The organism is Citrobacter sp. RHBSTW-00887 (assembly GCF_013728095.1).
GTDB lineage: Bacteria > Pseudomonadota > Gammaproteobacteria > Enterobacterales > Enterobacteriaceae > Citrobacter > Citrobacter braakii.
In genome coordinates this window covers 3,991,322-4,009,188 of record NZ_CP056267.1, presented here as the reverse complement: position 1 = coordinate 4,009,188, position 17,867 = coordinate 3,991,322, and the positions used below count along the sequence as shown (strand labels likewise).

General features: G+C 54.2%; 16 protein-coding genes. 12 read left to right on the top strand and 4 right to left on the bottom strand.

The features are described from left to right. Window positions 1-10: 10 nt before the first annotated feature. The 3 genes from HV314_RS19200 (at window position 11) to HV314_RS19190 (ending at window position 6,049) form a co-directional block, all read left to right on the top strand. Window positions 11-1,879, top strand: a complete 1,869-nt coding sequence (locus HV314_RS19200; RefSeq protein WP_053388992.1) for an amidohydrolase — start codon at window positions 11-13, stop codon at window positions 1,877-1,879. Between the two features lie 136 nt (window positions 1,880-2,015). After that, on the top strand, window positions 2,016-4,658 hold the full coding sequence (locus tag HV314_RS19195; protein ID WP_181546456.1) for a DUF2339 domain-containing protein: 2,643 nt from the start codon (window positions 2,016-2,018) through the stop codon (window positions 4,656-4,658). Beyond that, entirely contained in the window at window positions 4,655-6,049 is a 1,395-nt protein-coding gene (locus tag HV314_RS19190) for a DUF3999 domain-containing protein (RefSeq protein WP_141894815.1), read from the top strand. The genes HV314_RS19195 and HV314_RS19190 overlap by 4 nt, the downstream gene beginning before the upstream one ends. Window positions 6,050-6,097: 48 nt before the next feature. Here the strand turns inward: HV314_RS19190 and HV314_RS19185 are convergent, their stop codons facing one another. Both HV314_RS19185 and acpH read right to left on the bottom strand, forming a co-directional pair. Continuing rightward, window positions 6,098-6,700 carry a peroxiredoxin gene (locus tag HV314_RS19185; RefSeq protein ID WP_003021524.1) on the bottom strand — a complete coding sequence of 201 codons (603 nt, stop codon included), beginning with the start codon at window positions 6,698-6,700 and terminating at the stop codon, window positions 6,098-6,100. 168 nt (window positions 6,701-6,868) lie between these two features. Then, entirely contained in the window at window positions 6,869-7,450 is a 582-nt protein-coding gene (acpH, locus tag HV314_RS19180) for an ACP phosphodiesterase (RefSeq protein WP_019076154.1), read from the bottom strand. Window positions 7,451-7,667: 217 nt separating this feature from the next. Between acpH and queA the strand changes: the two genes are divergently transcribed. The 7 genes from queA (at window position 7,668) to HV314_RS19145 (ending at window position 14,384) form a co-directional block, all read left to right on the top strand. Next, window positions 7,668-8,738 carry a tRNA preQ1(34) S-adenosylmethionine ribosyltransferase-isomerase QueA gene (gene queA, locus HV314_RS19175; protein ID WP_003021529.1) on the top strand — a complete coding sequence of 357 codons (1,071 nt, stop codon included), beginning with the start codon at window positions 7,668-7,670 and terminating at the stop codon, window positions 8,736-8,738. A gap of 55 nt (window positions 8,739-8,793) precedes the next feature. Further along, the gene (gene tgt / locus HV314_RS19170; protein ID WP_003021535.1) at window positions 8,794-9,921 is read left to right on the top strand and encodes a tRNA guanosine(34) transglycosylase Tgt; all 1,128 of its coding nucleotides are present in this window, start codon (window positions 8,794-8,796) and stop codon (window positions 9,919-9,921) included. Window positions 9,922-9,943: 22 nt separating this feature from the next. Then, window positions 9,944-10,276 (top strand): preprotein translocase subunit YajC, encoded by a 333-nt coding sequence (gene yajC / locus HV314_RS19165; RefSeq protein ID WP_003021544.1) that lies wholly within the window; start codon window positions 9,944-9,946, stop codon window positions 10,274-10,276. A 27-nt stretch (window positions 10,277-10,303) separates the two neighbouring features. Continuing rightward, complete coding sequence (gene secD, locus HV314_RS19160; RefSeq protein ID WP_003021547.1) at window positions 10,304-12,151, top strand: protein translocase subunit SecD; 1,848 nt, start codon at window positions 10,304-10,306, stop codon at window positions 12,149-12,151. A 10-nt stretch (window positions 12,152-12,161) separates the two neighbouring features. Beyond that, window positions 12,162-13,133, top strand: coding sequence for a protein translocase subunit SecF (secF, locus tag HV314_RS19155; RefSeq protein ID WP_003021550.1), 972 nt, complete (start codon window positions 12,162-12,164; stop codon window positions 13,131-13,133). A 169-nt stretch (window positions 13,134-13,302) separates the two neighbouring features. After that, the gene (locus HV314_RS19150; protein ID WP_016152028.1) at window positions 13,303-13,668 is read left to right on the top strand and encodes a VOC family protein; all 366 of its coding nucleotides are present in this window, start codon (window positions 13,303-13,305) and stop codon (window positions 13,666-13,668) included. A 23-nt stretch (window positions 13,669-13,691) separates the two neighbouring features. Next, window positions 13,692-14,384 carry a helix-turn-helix transcriptional regulator gene (locus HV314_RS19145; RefSeq protein ID WP_016152029.1) on the top strand — a complete coding sequence of 231 codons (693 nt, stop codon included), beginning with the start codon at window positions 13,692-13,694 and terminating at the stop codon, window positions 14,382-14,384. Window positions 14,385-14,429: 45 nt separating this feature from the next. Here the strand turns inward: HV314_RS19145 and HV314_RS19140 are convergent, their stop codons facing one another. After that, on the bottom strand, window positions 14,430-15,293 hold the full coding sequence (locus HV314_RS19140; RefSeq protein WP_003021561.1) for a nucleoside-specific channel-forming protein Tsx: 864 nt from the start codon (window positions 15,291-15,293) through the stop codon (window positions 14,430-14,432). A 298-nt stretch (window positions 15,294-15,591) separates the two neighbouring features. Next, the gene (locus tag HV314_RS19135) at window positions 15,592-16,131 is read right to left on the bottom strand and encodes a DUF3251 domain-containing protein (RefSeq protein ID WP_181546454.1); all 540 of its coding nucleotides are present in this window, start codon (window positions 16,129-16,131) and stop codon (window positions 15,592-15,594) included. 153 nt (window positions 16,132-16,284) lie between these two features. On the opposite strand from HV314_RS19135, the gene nrdR reads away from it, so the two are divergent. Both nrdR and ribD read left to right on the top strand, forming a co-directional pair. After that, on the top strand, window positions 16,285-16,734 hold the full coding sequence (gene nrdR, locus HV314_RS19130; protein ID WP_016152032.1) for a transcriptional regulator NrdR: 450 nt from the start codon (window positions 16,285-16,287) through the stop codon (window positions 16,732-16,734). A 3-nt stretch (window positions 16,735-16,737) separates the two neighbouring features. After that, on the top strand, window positions 16,738-17,841 hold the full coding sequence (gene ribD / locus HV314_RS19125) for a bifunctional diaminohydroxyphosphoribosylaminopyrimidine deaminase/5-amino-6-(5-phosphoribosylamino)uracil reductase RibD (RefSeq protein WP_016152033.1): 1,104 nt from the start codon (window positions 16,738-16,740) through the stop codon (window positions 17,839-17,841). Window positions 17,842-17,867: the final 26 nt, after the last annotated feature.

The following is a 17,867-nucleotide window of genomic DNA, read 5'->3' as shown; positions in this document are numbered from 1 at the left end:
GGAGATTGTTATGTCTCAAACTGCCACACTGATTCTGACTCACGGAAAAATTCATACTCTCGAAAGACAAAACCCGCAGGTGGAGGCGGTGGCGATCGCCAATGGTAAGATCCTGGCGACCGGTAGCCACGATCGCATCATGAGTTTTGCCACCGACGGGACGCAGGTTGTCGATCTGCAAGGGCATACGGTGATCCCGGGCCTGAACGATTCGCACCTGCACCTCATTCGCGGCGGTCTGAATTACAACCTGGAATTGCGTTGGGAAGGCGTACCGTCGCTGGCGGACGCGCTACGCATGCTCAAAGAACAGGCTGACAGAACGCCATCGCCGCAATGGGTGCGCGTGGTGGGCGGCTGGAGCGAATTCCAGTTTGCCGAACGTCGCATGCCAACCCTCGAAGAACTGAATGAAGCTGCCCCGGATACCCCAGTTTTTGTTCTGCACCTCTACGACAGAGCTTTGCTGAACCGTGCCGCACTGAAAGCAGTCGGCTACACCAAAGCGACGCCGGACCCGGCGGGTGGTGAGATTGTGCGTGATAGCAACGGTAACCCAACCGGGATGCTGATCGCCAAACCCAACGCCATGATCCTTTATTCGACGCTGGCAAAAGGACCAAAACTGCCGCTGGAAATGCAGGTCAACTCGACCCGGCAGTTTATGCGCGAGCTGAACCGTCTCGGGCTGACCAGCGCCATCGATGCAGGCGGTGGTTTTCAGAACTACCCGGAAGATTACGAGATAATTGAGCAGCTATACGCCAACAAACAGATGACGGTGCGCATCGCCTACAACTTGTTTACCCAGCGTCCGCAGCAGGAACTGGAAGACTTTGAGCGCTGGACCGATATGCTCAAACCAGGGCAGGGGACCGACTTCTACCGTGCCAATGGGGCAGGGGAAATGCTGGTCTTCTCGGCCGCGGATTTTGAAGACTTCCTCCAGCCACGCCCGGATCTGCCGGAAGGTATGGAAGATGAGCTGGAGCGCGTGGTGCGCCACCTCGTGGAGCACCGCTGGCCGTTCCGGCTGCACGCCACCTACGATGAATCCATCAGCCGAATGCTCGACGTATTCGAGAAGGTGAATCGCGATATCCCGTTCAATGGCCTGCACTGGTTCTTCGATCACGCTGAAACGATTACCGAACGGAATATCGAGCGCGTAAAAGCGCTGGGGGGCGGGATCGCTGTTCAGCACCGTATGGCGTTCCAGGGCGAATATTTTGTCGATCGCTATGGCAAAGATGCGGTCAAACATACCCCGCCAGTGGCGAAAATGCTGGCGGCTGACGTTCCGGTAGGGCTGGGGACTGATGCCACCCGCGTGGCCAGCTACAACCCGTGGACAGCGCTCTACTGGCTGGTTTCGGGCCGTACTGTGGGAGGGATGGCGATGTACGATGATAACAATCGCCTGCCGCGCGATGTGGCGCTGGAACTGTGGACGGCCGGTAGCGCCTGGTTCTCCAGCGAACAGGGTAAGAAAGGGCGCATCGAGAAAGAGCAACTGGCCGACCTGGTGGTGCTGTCTAAAGATTACTTCAGTGTGCCGGAAGAGGAGATCAAAGGCATAGAGTCGGTGATGACCATTGTCGATGGCAAAGTGGTGTATGCGGCCGGGCATTTCACTCCGCTGGCGCCGCCAGCCATCCCAGTTGTACCTGACTGGTCGCCGGTGGTAAAAGTGCCGGGGCACTATCGCTCAGCGCCGCCTGCTACGGCGAAAATTGGCGCAATGGTGCAGATGCACCAGTGCTGCGGCAGCTGCGGCGTACACGGTCATCAGCATGATATAGCGCGTAAATCGGCAATTCCGGTGTCAGATGACCGGGCTTTCTGGGGCGCGCTTGGCTGCTCCTGTTTCGCGTTTTAATCCCTCATCACAGCCCCTGGCCAAACGCAGGGGCTGATTGTCTATTCTGAAAAGCGATTCATCGTGTTAACCGATATGGCGCAACTGCAACAATTTGTGTCATTCTGGTCTGTCTTTATACAGTGAAGGTGGAAACATGGATGAGCTGCTAACCCTTGGCTGCATTGTATTATTCTTCGCGCTGGTAGTGGTTCCTGGCCTCGCGATCGTGGCATTCAGACGCAGTGCGGCTGTACGTTCTGAGCTGATGGTCTTGCGCCGTCGGGTAGAGGAGCTGGAGCTGCGCGGTGTGGCGCAGACCAGCGCCGTTGAGCCAACGGCAGCAAAAGATATTGTTCCTGCCGATGCGCCAACGGCTGCGATGAGCAGCGTATCGCCGGAGCCTGTAACTGAGCCGCCGCCTGAGCCCGTTAACCCGTGGGCTTCACAGCCGAAGCCGGATAATGCGGCGGTATCTACGCCCGACGTCGAGCGGCCTTCTGCTTTTGGCGGGGTAATGTCATCGCTGGTGCGCTGGTTTATGCAGGGTAACCCGTTGGCAAAGCTCGGTATTTTGCTCCTGTTTTTGGGGCTTTCTTTCCTGCTGCGTTATACGGTCGAACATTCTCTGTTTCCGCTGGAGCTGCGTCTGGTGGCGGCCGCGCTGTTCGCTATTGTGCTGTTGGCGTTGGGCTGGCGGTTGCGGCATAAGCAACCGATTTATGCGCTGATATTACAGGGGGGAGCTACCGGAGCACTCTATCTCACCGTCTTTGGCGCGTTCCGGCTGTGGCAAATGCTGCCAATGACGCTGGCATTTGCGCTGCTGGTGGTGATTTGTGCGGCGAGTGTGGGGCTGGCTATTCTGCAAAAGGCGCTCAGCCTGGCGATGCTGGCAAGTCTTGGCGGTTATCTCGCGCCGCTGTTGCTTTCCACCGGCGGCGGCAGTCATGTCGCGCTCTTCTCTTTCTATCTTCTGCTCTCGGTCGGCATTCTCGCCATCAGCATCTGGCAGCACTGGCGGGAGCTTAATCTGCTCGGCCTGCTGTTCACCTTCGGCGTTGGCGGGGTGTGGGGCCTGGAGGGCTATCGACCAGAGTATTACCTGAGTTGCCAACTGTTCCTGATCGCCAACACGATTATTTTTGGCGTGCTGAGCGTGGCGTTGTCGCTCCGGGCGCAGGAAAAAGGCAAACAGATTATTGACGGCGTACTGCTGTTTGCCCCACCGCTGATCGGTTTTGGAATGCAGTATGCCATTACCCGGCATATGGCTTATGGTCCGGCGCTTAGTGCGCTGGGCTACGGTGGTTTCTATCTGGTGTTAGCAAAGTTTGCGTTGCGGCGTTCCTCTTCTCTGGGGAGACCTCTGGTATTGTCCGCCCTGGCGCTCGGTGGTGCGTTTACCACTCTTGCTATCCCGTTGGCGCTTTCAGCCCGTTGGACGGCGATGGCCTGGTCGCTGGAAGGGCTTGGGATCCTCTGGCTGGGCGTGCAACAACAGCAACGACGCATGAGTTATAGCGGTACGGCGCTGCTCGTGCTGGCCGTGGGCAGCGCGCTATGGGCGCTGGCGAACGGAACAACCGCGCTCTCAGTCATGCTGATTTTTGCCGTGCTCAGCCTCAGTTGGCTGGTTGCTGCATGGCTATGGCGCAACATTTGGATGCCGGGCAGTTGGGCGCTACTCGCTGGTGGTTTGGTTTTCTGGATTGTTGCGCTCGTTGCGGCATCGCAACTCGTTCTGAAACAGGAGCGGTGGGTACTGTCTGGCGTGCTGGCATTAATGGCGGTATCGAGCTGGGGCTGGCGAAGTATCGCGGGTCGCCTGGCGTGGCGGGAGCTGGATGCCAGTAAATGGCTGCTGTGGCCGATGATGCTGGTGATGCTGATGTATCAGATCGCTGTACAGCAGATTTTTGCGGCGGGCTGGCCGAATCTGGCCTGGTGCGCGGCGCTAATTGTTGCGGTAGCGCTGCTCTGGCGTGACGCACAAATATTACCGCCAATGCTTTCCAGACTGGCGCATTTATCGTTCTTCTGGATGATTTTACTGGCGCTCGCGGTTGAGCTGTTCTGGTTCGCGCAGGGGCTGCCGTGGGGAAGGGCCGCGTGGGGTAGCGGCCTGATGATGGCGGCTGGCGGGCTGCTTATTTTCCTGATTTATCAGTCTGTTCATCGACAAATCTGGCCGTTTCGCATCTGGCCTACCCTCTATTCTGTTCAGGCGATGGTTCCCGTTGTGCTGGTGCTGGTCGGTCTGCTCGTGCTGACCAATTTACAAGATGGCGTGGTTTATCGTCAGACTTATCTGCCGTTGCTCAACCCGCTGGAAGAGGGCGCAGCTTTTGCCCTGCTGGGCTTGGTGGTGTTTTATCGCGCGTCTGAACGCTATTTCCCGGCGCAGCTTTCGGTATGTCGCCCATGGCCGGTTGTGGCGCTGATGGCGCTCAGCTTTTGGTGGCTCAATGGTGTGCTGCTGCGCGCATTGTCCTGGTATGGCGAGGTTGCGTGGCGTGTAGACACACTATGGGATTCACGGCTGATTCAAACCTGTTTTGCTCTGTTCTGGATGCTGGCGGCATTGGTGGTGATGCTGCGGGCGACCCGGCGCCGCTCGCGTCGGGAATGGCTGTGTGGCGCGGTATTGTTGGGGATAGTCATTGTGAAACTGATGCTGGTGGACAGCGCAGGAGGCGGCGGCCTGGCGCGCGCGGTTGCGTTTATCGGCGTGGCCATTCTGGTGTTGATTATCGGGTATTTTTCACCATTACCGCCCAAAGCTGGAGAAGAAAAATGAAATGGATGAAAGCGGTGTTATGCAGCGTACTGCTGGGCGCGACAGGCGCGGCGGTAAGCAGCGATGAAGTGAAAGAGTCTCCGGCGGACTACGTAACGGGGGTGACGCTGGAAACTACGGGCACATCGCCGTGGTATCGCCTTTCGCTACCTCCGGCGGTGTATCCGGGTACCGCCTGGGCGGATTTGCGCGATGTCCGGGTCTTTAACCATCTGGGGGAGACGGTGCCGTTTACTCTGGTGGCGCAGAAAACCCAGCCCGTTACGCCAGAGGCAGTGGCGCTGCGTTTTTTCCCGCTTGATATGTCACCGGTTGCGCCGCGTGAGGAGGGGCAACGAGGCGGAGACGCTATTGTTTTACGCTCGAAGAGCGGCATTGAAATTCATTTGCAAAGTGATGATGTCAAAGCGCTCGGCCAGAGCTATTTACTGACGCTCCCGGAAGAGACGAAAGATGCCTTTTCACTGGCGCAGTTACGCCTGAACTGGGACTCGCAGGCGGGCAACTGGCAGGGGAAAGCCTCGGTTTATGCAAGCAGTGATTTGCGCTACTGGCGACCCGTGCAGGAAGATGCGCCGTTAATGGATCTGACGCGTGATAACGATCGCCTGAAAATGGACACCATCAGCGCCAGCCTCACGCTCTCGGTGGAGGCGACTCGCTACCTGCTTGTGATCCTCGACTCGCAAAGTCCGGCGCTGACGTTAAACAGCGTGAGCGCGATAGCGGCCAGCAGCGAGCCGGAATCCGAGCGTATCGTGATTGAAGCCCAGGGGAATAAGGTTTCGGATGACGAAGCCGTCTGGCGATGGGCGCAGCCCCAGCCGCTGACCTCGCTTCGCATCGATCTGGAAAGTGAAGGTGTTTTACCGGTGGAACTGGCCTGGCGCAGCGCTGAAAAAGAGCCCTGGCAGCCGCTGACAAAAACCATGCTTTACAATCTGGACTGGAGGAGTGCGGAAGATATTCATCTTTCCGGTCAGTTGGTTGAGGCCGTCCGGATGACGACCATTAACGCCCGCTTGCCAGAGAGGCTGCCTGAGTTGAGCGGCATGCGCGACAGTTATCAACTGGTGTTTAATACGCAGGGCAAAGGGCCTTATATGCTGGCGTGGGGAAACCGGGCGGCGAAAAAGGCAGATGTTGGTCTCGATATGCTGATCCCGGCGTCGCTGCGTAAATCGCAGGAGATAGATTATCTACCGTGGGCGACTCTTCAGGAGAGCGTGGCGCTTGGTGGTGAAGCGCGATTGACGGCAACGTCAGTAGCTGAGCAACAAAGCCAGTGGAAAACGTTGTTGGTGTGGGGGGCGTTAATTCTTGGGGTCGCCGTACTGGCGCTTATGGCGTGGCGAATCTGGCGTGAAGTGAAAAAGGATAATCCGACATAGACCAATAAAAAAGGCCCGCATTTGCGGGCCTCTTACGATTCATGCCAATTACAGGCTGGAAACGTTCTCGGTCAGGTATTTTGCCACGCCGTCCGGAGACGCGTTCATACCTTCTTTACCTTTTTCCCACTGTGCCGGGCAAACGTCGCCGTGCTCTTCGTGGAACTGCAGCGCGTCAACCATGCGCAGCATTTCGTCGATGTTACGACCCAGCGGCAGATCGTTAACCACCTGGTGGCGAACAACGCCGTTAGCGTCGATCAGGAAAGAACCGCGCAGAGCAACGCCCGCTTCCGGGTGCTCGATGCCGTAGGCTTTCTGGATTTCGCGTTTGATGTCAGCAACCATTGCGTATTTCACTGCACCGATGCCGCCTTTGTCGACAGGGGTGTTACGCCATGCGTTGTGGACAAATTCAGAGTCGAAGGAAACGCCAACAACTTCCACGCCGCGCTTCTGGAATTCTTCGTAACGTTTGTCGAAAGCGATCAGTTCAGACGGGCAAACGAAGGTGAAGTCCATCGGCCAGAAGAACAGAACGGTAGTTTTACCGTTGGTATGCTGTTTGAAGTTGAAGTTTTCAACGATCTCACCGCTACCCAGTACCGCAGCTGCTGTGAAATCCGGAGCCTGACGAGTTACCAGTACCATATAATTCTCCTGCAATGTTAAGGGTTTTTTGGAACGCAACGCGGGCCAGTATAGAGAGTGTTCGCGAATAAGACAAAGAGGCGCTGGCAATCAATGAGACAGGTTTTGTCTATCAATCTTTTGCCGAATGGCGGCTACTGCTTATCCGGCGGCTAATACGGGCTGTAGTCAAAGGGTTTTACGCTGCGCCTGTTCCATCATTTGCGGATAAAACTGCCAGAACCGTTCCTCTAACGCATCGTAATGCGTATCCAGGTCATACCATGAGTCACGCAGGGCATCGAGTCGTGGGCGGCGGCTGGCCATGCCATTCAGGACGTTCTGGATAAAATCCATGTCCCGATAGCGCTCAAGCCATTTCTCTGACCACATATAGTTGTTTAAATTGATAAAGCGCGGTGGCGATTCAGGCAAAATAGTGGTCACCTGGGTGCGAGCATAGCGCACAAAGTCCGCCAGCGGGAAGTCGGGGGATATTTCCGACCAGTGGCGCGACAGAAAATGATCCCACATTACGTCCAGCGTAATCGGCGCGACACGGCGCGTTTCGCTGCGAAACCACTCTTTGGCTTCACGCACCTGCGGCAGGTTATCGGTCATCACGTCGATACGACGGTGCATGAAGATGCCTTCCACCACGTCAGGCGAATAGTGCGTTTCCGGATTGCCCCGGACAAAGTCGGCCAACAAATTGCCGGAAAGCGAGCTGTCGGCGAGGTGAGCCAGATGCAAATGTGCAAGAAAATTCATATCCACTTCATCCTTCAAACTGCCTCTTTGTTGGCTGTCTTCACTCACCCCAGTCACTTACTTGAGTAAGCTCCCGGGGACTCATTCAGTTGCCGCCTCGATGCATCTTGAATGATTTTGTGTATAGATTATGTCTCTTAACTTGAGGGGTAAAGGTTGCAGGGAGGACGCCCCGGCACTAGACTACCCGCCTCTTATTTTAGTCTGAGTCAGTGTCATGCGCGTTACCGATTTCACCTTTGAACTACCCGAATCCCTGATTGCCCACTATCCGCAAGCTGAGCGCAGTAGTTGCCGCTTGCTGTCTTTGGACGGGCCGACGGGCGCGCTGACGCACGGTACTTTCACCGATTTGCTCGATAAGCTCAACCCTGGCGATTTGCTGGTCTTTAACAACACCCGCGTTATTCCGGCGCGTCTGTTTGGCCGTAAAGCCAGCGGCGGCAAGATCGAAGTGCTGGTCGAGCGTATGTTGGATGACAAACGTATTCTGGCGCATATTCGCGCCTCGAAAGCGCCAAAGCCGGGGGCCGAGCTGCTGCTGGGCGACGACGAAAGTATTAAAGCAACGATGGTGGCACGCCATGACGCGCTGTTTGAAGTCGAGTTTAACGACGAGCGCAGCGTGCTGGATATCCTTAACGCCATCGGCCATATGCCGCTGCCACCGTATATTGACCGTCCGGATGAAGACGCCGATCGCGAGCTGTATCAGACCGTGTATAGCGAAAAACCCGGTGCGGTCGCCGCGCCGACTGCGGGTCTGCACTTTGACGATCCGCTGCTGGCTAAGCTGCGCGATAAAGGCATTGAAATGGCGTTCGTCACGCTGCACGTGGGCGCGGGGACTTTCCAGCCGGTGCGCGTAGACACCATCGAAGATCACATCATGCACTCCGAATATGCGGAAGTGCCGCAGGATGTCGTTGATGCTGTGCTGGCGGCAAAAGCGCGCGGCAACCGCGTGATTGCGGTGGGCACCACCTCCGTACGTTCACTGGAAAGCGCGGCACAGGCGGCCAAAAACGACCTTATCGAGCCGTTTTTCGGCGATACGCAAATATTCATTTATCCTGGCTATAAATATCAGGTGATTGATGCCCTGGTAACCAACTTCCACCTGCCGGAATCAACGCTGATCATGCTGGTTTCCGCGTTTGCTGGTTATAAAAACACCATGCACGCCTATCATGAAGCGGTAAAAGCGGAATATCGCTTTTTTAGTTACGGTGATGCGATGTTTATCACGTACAATCCGCAGGCTATTTCTGAGCGTGTCGGGGAATAAATCCGCGATATGAGTATTTAAAACGTCGGACTGTTTTTCTGACGCAGGAGTTAAGATGAAATTTGAACTGGATACCACAGACGGTCGCGCTCGCCGCGGCCGCCTGGTTTTTGATCGTGGCGTAGTAGAAACACCTGCTTTTATGCCGGTCGGTACTTACGGCACCGTGAAAGGCATGACGCCGGAAGAAGTTGAAGCAACTGGCGCGCAGATTATCCTCGGTAACACCTTCCACCTGTGGCTGCGCCCGGGGCAGGAAATCATGAAACTGCATGGCGATCTGCACGATTTTATGCAGTGGAAAGGGCCAATCCTCACCGATTCCGGCGGCTTCCAGGTTTTCAGCCTGGGTGATATCCGTAAGATTACCGAGCAGGGCGTGCATTTCCGTAACCCGATCAACGGCGATCCGATTTTCCTCGATCCCGAGAAATCAATGGAGATTCAATACGATCTCGGTTCCGATATCGTCATGATCTTCGACGAATGTACACCGTATCCGGCCGACTGGGACTATGCTAAACGCTCGATGGAGATGTCTCTGCGTTGGGCGAAGCGCAGTCGGGATCGTTTTGATAGCCTCGGCAACAAAAATGCGCTTTTTGGCATTATTCAGGGCAGTGTTTACGAAGATTTACGTGATATCTCCGTTAAAGGTCTGGTAGACATCGGTTTTGATGGCTACGCTGTCGGCGGTTTGGCTGTCGGTGAGCCGAAGGAAGATATGCACCGCATCCTGGAGCATGTATGCCCACAGATTCCGGCAGATAAACCTCGTTACCTGATGGGCGTCGGCAAACCAGAAGATCTGGTTGAAGGCGTACGTCGCGGTATCGATATGTTTGACTGCGTGATGCCAACGCGAAATGCCCGTAATGGTCATTTGTTTGTGACTGACGGCGTGGTAAAAATTCGTAACGCGAAACATAAAAGCGACACCAGTCCGCTCGATGCTGAGTGTGATTGCTACACCTGTCGCAATTATTCGCGCGCTTACTTGCATCATCTCGACCGTTGCAACGAAATATTGGGCGCGCGACTCAACACGATTCATAACCTTCGCTACTACCAGCGTTTGATGGCGGGTTTACGCAAGGCTATTGAAGAGGGTAAATTAGAGAGCTTCGTGACCGATTTTTACCAACGTCAGGGTAGACCAGTTCCACCTGTGAACGTTGATTAATTTTAATAATGAGGGAATTTGAATGAGCTTTTTTATTTCTGATGCGGTAGCGGCAACAGGTGCTCCGGCGCAGGGCAGCCCGATGTCTCTGATTCTGATGCTGGTGGTGTTTGGTCTGATTTTCTACTTCATGATCCTGCGCCCGCAGCAAAAGCGCACCAAAGAACACAAAAATCTGATGAACTCCATTGCGAAAGGCGATGAAGTGCTGACTAACGGTGGTCTGGTGGGTCGCGTGACCAAAGTAGCAGAATCTGGCTACATCGCTATCGCGCTGAACGACACCACTGAAGTGGTTATTAAACGTGATTTCGTAGCTGCCGTTCTGCCGAAAGGCACCATGAAGGCGCTGTAATTTATTGTTTTCCCAAAGGGAACTGCCGTGTTAAACCGTTATCCTTTGTGGAAGTATGTCATGCTGATCGTCGTTATTGTCGTCGGTCTGCTCTATGCGCTTCCCAACCTGTATGGTGAGGATCCGGCTGTTCAAATCACTGGCGTGCGCGGTGCCGCCGCCAGTGAGCAAACGCTGATCCAGGTCCAGAAAACGTTACAAGAAGATAAAATCACACCTAAGTCTGTGGCTCTGGAAGAGGGTGCTATTCTTGCGCGCTTCGACTCCACTGATACCCAACTGCGCGCTCGTGAAGTGTTAATGGGCGTATTGGGCGATCAATACGTCGTGGCGCTTAACCTTGCACCGGCAACTCCACGCTGGCTGGCAGCCATTCACGCAGAACCGATGAAACTCGGTCTTGACCTGCGTGGCGGCGTTCACTTCCTGATGGAAGTGGATATGGACACCGCGCTGAGTAAGTTGCAGGAACAAAATATCGATAGCCTGCGCAGCGATCTGCGTGAAAAAGGCATTCCTTATACTACCGTTCGCAAAGAAGATAACTACGGTCTGAGCATCACCTTCCGTGATAGCAGCGCTCGTGATGAAGCTATCTCTTACCTGAGCAAGCGTCACCAGGATCTGGTTATTTCCAGCCAGGGCAGCAATGCTCTGCGTGCGGTGATGACCGATGCGCGCCTGAGTGAAGCCCGTGAATACGCGGTACAGCAGAACATCAACATTCTGCGTAATCGTGTTAACCAACTGGGTGTTGCTGAGCCGGTGGTCCAACGTCAGGGTGCTGACCGCATTGTGGTCGAACTGCCAGGCATTCAGGATACCGCGCGTGCGAAAGAAATTCTGGGCGCTACCGCGACGCTGGAATTCCGTCTGGTGAACACCAACGTTGACCAGTCTGCTGCGGCATCCGGGCGTGTACCGGGTGATTCGGAAGTGAAACAGTCTCGTGAAGGTCAGCCGGTTGTGCTGTACAAACGCGTGATCCTGACCGGTGATCATATCACCGACTCCACTTCCAGCCAGGACGAATACAATCAGCCGCAGGTTAACATCTCGCTGGATAGCGCGGGTGGTAACATCATGTCCAACTTCACCAAGGACAACATCGGTAAGCCGATGGCGACCCTGTTCGTGGAGTACAAAGACAGCGGTAAAAAAGATGCCAACGGTCGCGCAGTGCTGGTGAAACAGGAAGAGGTGATTAACATCGCCAACATCCAGTCTCGCCTGGGCAACAGCTTCCGTATCACCGGTATTAACAACCCGAACGAAGCGCGTCAGCTTTCTCTGCTGTTACGTGCCGGTGCGTTGATTGCGCCGATTCAGATTGTTGAAGAACGTACCATCGGTCCTACCCTGGGTATGCAGAACATTAAACAGGGTCTGGAAGCGTGTCTGGCCGGTCTGGTGGTGTCTATCCTGTTCATGATCTTCTTCTATAAGAAGTTCGGTCTGATTGCGACCAGTGCGCTGATTGCTAACCTGGTACTGATTGTCGGTATTATGTCGCTGCTGCCGGGCGCTACGCTGAGTATGCCGGGGATTGCGGGGATCGTCTTAACCCTTGCTGTCGCGGTCGATGCGAACGTACTGATTAACGAACGTATCAAAGAAGAGTTGAGTAACGGGCGTTCGGTGCAGCAGGCCATCAATGAAGGTTATGCGGGCGCATTTAGCTCCATCTTTGATGCGAACATTACGACGCTGATTAAGGTCATTATCCTGTACGCAGTTGGCACCGGGGCAATTAAAGGGTTCGCGATTACTACCGGTATTGGTGTGGCGACGTCGATGTTTACCGCGATTGTCGGTACACGTGCCATCGTAAACCTGTTGTATGGCGGCAAGCGCGTCAAAAAGCTGTCAATCTGAGGAGTGCGAAGTGGCACAGGAATATACTGTTGAACAATTGAACCACGGCCGTAAAGTCTGGGACTTTATGCGCTGGGACTACTGGGCTTTCGGCATTTCAGGTTTCCTGCTGATTGCGGCCATCGTGGTGATGGGCGTACGCGGGTTTAACTGGGGTCTCGATTTCACCGGTGGTACGGTAATTGAAATTACGCTGGAAAAACCGGCCGATATGGACGTGATGCGCGATGCGCTGGAGAAAGCGGGCTTTGTTGATCCGCTTCTGCAGAACTTCGGCAGCAGCCACGACATTATGGTGCGTATGCCGCCAACTGAAGGCGCAGACGGCGGTCAGGTACTGGGCAGCAAAGTGTTGAGTGTGATTAACGAATCCACCAACCAAAACGCCGCGGTGAAGCGAATTGAATTCGTGGGTCCGAGCGTGGGTGCAGACCTGGCGCAAACCGGTGCAATGGCGCTGATGGCGGCGTTAATATCCATCCTGGTGTACGTCGGTTTCCGCTTTGAGTGGCGACTGGCGGCAGGGGTAGTTATCGCTCTGGCGCACGACGTGATTATCACACTTGGGATCCTGTCGTTGTTCCATATCGAGATTGATCTGACTATCGTCGCATCGTTGATGTCGGTAATCGGTTACTCGCTGAACGACAGTATCGTCGTATCTGACCGTATTCGTGAAAACTTCCGCAAAATTCGTCGCGGTACGCCTTACGAAATCTTTAACGTGTCATTGACTCAGACGCTGCACCGTACGTTGATTACGTCCGGTACGACGTTGATGGTTATTCTGATGCTGTTCCTGTTCGGTGGTCCGGTACTGGAAGGCTTCTCGCTGACGATGCTGATCGGTGTTTCCATCGGTACTGCATCTTCTATCTACGTAGCATCGGCGCTGGCGCTGAAGCTGGGTATGAAGCGTGAGCACATGCTGCAGCAGAAGGTTGAGAAAGAAGGGGCGGATCAACCGTCAATTCTGCCTTAAACTATTAAGAGTGAAGATACTGGAATCCCGATCGCAAGGTCGGGATTTTTTTTGCCTGTGATTTGGTAGCAGTCCATTATCTTTTCCGGTCGCCATACTACTGACAGTATGCTGTCAGTAGCCCTGTCTTATAGTCCTTCTGAGATTACCCACACAGGCAGGAGGAAGTATGAATAACGTAATTAGCTGGTTTGAAATCCCCGTGGCACAAATGGAGCGCGCCATTGCTTTTTATGAGCCAGTGATGCAGGTTTCTTTGCGTCGTGAGAATATGGACAGCGCGGAGCTGGCCGTATTTCCACATCAGGATCCCGCTCCCGGCGGGGCGCTGGCTAAATTTGACGGTATTACGCCTTCAGCGCAGGGCGCTATTATTTATCTGCATACGGACGATTTGGCTGCAACGCTTAAACGCGTCGCCACCGCTGGCGGTCAGTGCGTGTTTGGTCCGCTCGAACTGGGGCAGGATATTGGCACTATTGCGCTGTTTACTGACAGCGAAGGCAATCGTGTTGGTTTACATCAACCCGCGTAATATTTTCAGGACTGAGGATTAAAATGACCAGACGCGCCGACCGCTTGTTTCAGATTGTACAAATCCTGCGTGGCAGGCGAGTGACAACGGCGGCGCTGCTGGCAGAACGTCTTGAGGTTTCTGAACGGACGATTTATCGCGATATCCGCGATCTCTCTTTATCCGGCGTGCCTATTGAAGGAGAAGTGGGCAGTGGATACCGCTTAATGGCGGGGTTTGATCTGCCGCCGTTGATGTTAACGCATCGCGAATCAGAAGCGTTAATGGTAGCGATTCGGTTGCTGAAAACATGGGGCGGGGATTCACTCTCACAGGCGCTGGAATCCGCGCAGGAAAAAGTGCTGGCGATATTGCCGCCAGAGTGTCGGCGCAGAGCCGAGCAAACGCGGGTTTTCGCGCCAGATTTTGGCAATCAGCCGCATTCACGCAGTGCTTTTGATCTCATACATCGCGCGGTTTCGGCGCAGCAGGTGCTGGCGCTGCATTATCGCGACGAGTCCGGGAATCTCTCCTGGCGCGACGTTCAGCCGTTGGGGTTATTTTTCTGGGGTGAGCACTGGTTGCTGGTTGCCTGGTGCGAGAAACGTAACGATTATCGCTGCTTTCGCGTTGATCGGTGTCTGAAGATCACGCCGCTCGACAGACATTTTCGTGAATCTGCAGATCGCTCGCTAAGTGATTTTTTACGTAAAGTACGCTGTGAAGACCAGCTATAAAAAAGCCAGCGGTTAAGCTGGCTTGTCTGCGATAAATTGGCAGGATTAGAAGTTGTAACCTACGACCAGGTAACCACCCCAACCGGTAGATTTCGCGCTGAAGTCGCCTTCGCCCCAGTTCAGAGTATCTCCACCTTTCCACTGGCCGCCGTTATGGAAGTAACGCGCTACTACGGAGTAGTGCCAGTGATCGTAGTTCAGCGCCAGGACGTGGCTGGAAGCGATAGAGTTGCTGGTGCGGTTCGGATCATCACCCAAATCGGAGCCCCAGTCGAAGTTGGTGAAGCCGATGTAGGTCAGTTGGCCGCCCCAAACCTGGGTGATCGGCACAAAGTATTTCACTTTGAAACGGTAGCCATCCCACTCGTTTTCGTTGGATGCGCCATAGTTCTGCCACTGGTATTTAGCATACACGTTCAGGGACAGACCCATCGGCAGACCGGTATCGATATCGGTACCCAGACCCATATACCAGGTGCTCTGGCGGCTGGCTTTGTTATCACCCATATCGTAGATGTAGTTGTTGGCGAAATACCACTCTTTGAACGGACCAAAGCTCAGGTCAGCACCGGTCAGTTTATCGATGGAGAAACGCGGTTCGATTTCCATAAACAGCGGGGAACCGTCAGACCAGATGCCTTTATCGTTGCCGTTACCCCAGTCGAAGGTTTTCGGAATATCGATGTAGCCATAGAAGTCAAACCAGTCTTTTTTGGCAAACGCTTCGTATTCCAGATAAACGTCGTTGTTCAGTTTCGGGGAGAAACGGGTGTGGTAGCTTCCCACTACGTTGACGCTCTGGTGCCACCAGTCGGACAGATATTGCGGTTTGTCATTTTCTGCAGCGTTGGCAGTAAAAGACGAGGAGAGCGCCAGCACTGCACCGGCTGCAAGTAATGTTTTTTTCATATGTATGCCACTGTTTGAAATCCCTTTCGGGAGTGAAAAAGGCGCAAATTGCGTTTCTAAATATTTCGTGTTTCTTCGGAGCCTATTATAAAAATCATTGTTCACAAAAATATGTGTTGTTTCACAGTTCTATCATTTACGTAATCGATTGCGTTCACGTTTGCTTACTTTAGGCGGCGAATTGTACTGGCTCCCATGAATGTTGCCAAGTTTTACCAGAAATATCGGTTATGTCAGGTGAGTAACAAAACGGGCCGGAGTGATGTTGCGGAACGCACAAAACGTCCCGCAAAAAAGTTTATTGATTAACAGGCTGGATGTCGTGGATACGAACAAATCCTAACTGGTCCGGAGAGAGGCCATTTATCTGCAGCGGAATGTCTACGTCGCTGGGAGCAAGGATACTTACCGGGGCCGTTACCAATTGGTTCTGAACGTTCGCTTCCTGATAGTTATCCGTGGTGCCCTGAATTTGTCCATACTCGACGGTAGCGCTAAAGGCGGGTAAAGGCGTAGTGGATTCACCCTGAATACGTAATGTAAGCCGCGTGCCGTCGGCGTTCGGCGCAATATTGACAAGTGACATCCGTAACATGCCAATCTGGCTGTCCAGTCGGGCTGGTGTATTGGAACCCGGCAGCAGATAGGCTCCGCTGGTTGATTTGGCATTCAACATATTTTGTTGTGTAATTTTTACCGTTTCCTGATTTAGCTGTGTCATCTCTTTATTCAATGTGCTAACGCTTTGATGCATCTGGCGTACTTCGCTTTGCTGTGCGCATGCGCTAAGACTAAAGAGACTTCCCACCAGGAGAATTCTTAGGTAACGTCTTGTCATTGTGATTACTTCCTTCATTGTCGCGATAGCATAATGGTAGTGCGCACCGAGCACGAAGGCATCGATCCTTTGTCTCAAAAGCGCTGCGCCTTTGTTGTCACGCCAGTTCAGGGTAAAATAGATTTCTGTTAACCACTGAGGACAGGACGCCGTATGCATTGCCCATTCTGTTTCGCCGTAGACACTAAGGTAATTGACTCTCGTCTTGTAGGCGAGGGCTCCTCAGTACGCCGCCGTCGGCAGTGTCTGGTCTGTAACGAACGTTTCACCACTTTTGAAGTGGCTGAACTTGTCATGCCACGCGTTGTGAAAAGCAACGATGTGCGTGAACCCTTTAATGAAGATAAGCTGCGCAGCGGCATGCTCAGAGCGCTTGAGAAACGTCCGGTCAGCTCAGATGACGTCGAAATGGCGTTGAACCATATCAAATCACAACTGCGTGCGACTGGCGAGCGTGAGGTGCCGAGCAAGATGATCGGCAACCTGGTGATGGAGCAGTTGAAAAAACTCGATAAAGTCGCCTACATCCGCTTTGCCTCGGTTTACCGGAGTTTCGAAGATATCAAAGAATTTGGCGAAGAGATTGCTCGCCTACAGGACTAAGCCATGCAGGATGAATTGTACATGGCGCGCGCGCTGAAGCTTGCTGCGCGCGGACGTTTTACCACTCACCCCAATCCCAACGTGGGCTGCGTGATTGTCAAAGATGGGGAGATCGTCGGTGAAGGGTATCATCACCGCGCGGGCGAACCGCATGCCGAAGTCCACGCTCTGCGCATGGCTGGAGAAAAAGCGCAAGGGGCGACTGCCTATGTAACGCTTGAACCCTGCAGCCATCATGGTCGTACCCCCCCGTGCTGCGATGCGCTGATTGCCGCAGGCGTGTCACGTGTGGTTGCAGCGATGCAGGATCCCAATCCGCAGGTAGCAGGTCGTGGTCTCTACCGTTTGCAACAGGCGGGCATTGACGTCAGTCACGGGCTGATGATGAGCGAGGTTGAGCAGCTTAATAAAGGCTTTCTCAAGCGTATGCGTACGGGATTCCCCTACGTGCAGCTTAAACTTGGTGCGTCGCTTGATGGGCGTACGGCGATGGCCAGTGGTGAAAGCCAGTGGATAACCTCGCCACAGGCGCGTCGCGATGTGCAACGATTACGGGCGCAAAGCCACGCCATCTTAACCAGCAGCGCTACGGTGTTGGCTGACGACCCTCAGCTTACCGTGCGTTGGTCGGAACTTGGGGAGTCAACCCAGGCGAGTTACCCGCAGGAAAATCTGCGCCAGCCTATCCGCATTGTTGTTGATAGCCAGAATCAGGTCACGCCGGAACACCGTATTGTGCAACAGCCTGGAGAAACCTGGATTGCCCGGACAAAAGATGATCCTCGTAGTTGGCCGGAGACGGTGCGCAGCCTGAAGGTGCCGGAACATAACGGGCACCTGGATCTGGTGGTGCTGATGATGCAACTGGGCAAGCAGCAAATTAACAGCATTTGGGTTGAAGCAGGTCCAACGCTTGCGGGCGCGTTATTACAGGCCGGACTGGTCGATGAGCTAATCGTGTATGTTGCGCCTAAACTGTTAGGCAGCGATGCACGAGGATTATGTGTGCTTCCAGGCCTTGAGAAACTGGCTGACGCCCCCCATTTCAAATTCAACGAAATACGCCATGTAGGTCCGGACCTTTGCCTGCATTTAGTGGGCGCATGATCTCCCGGTTCGAAAGGGAAGCAGCG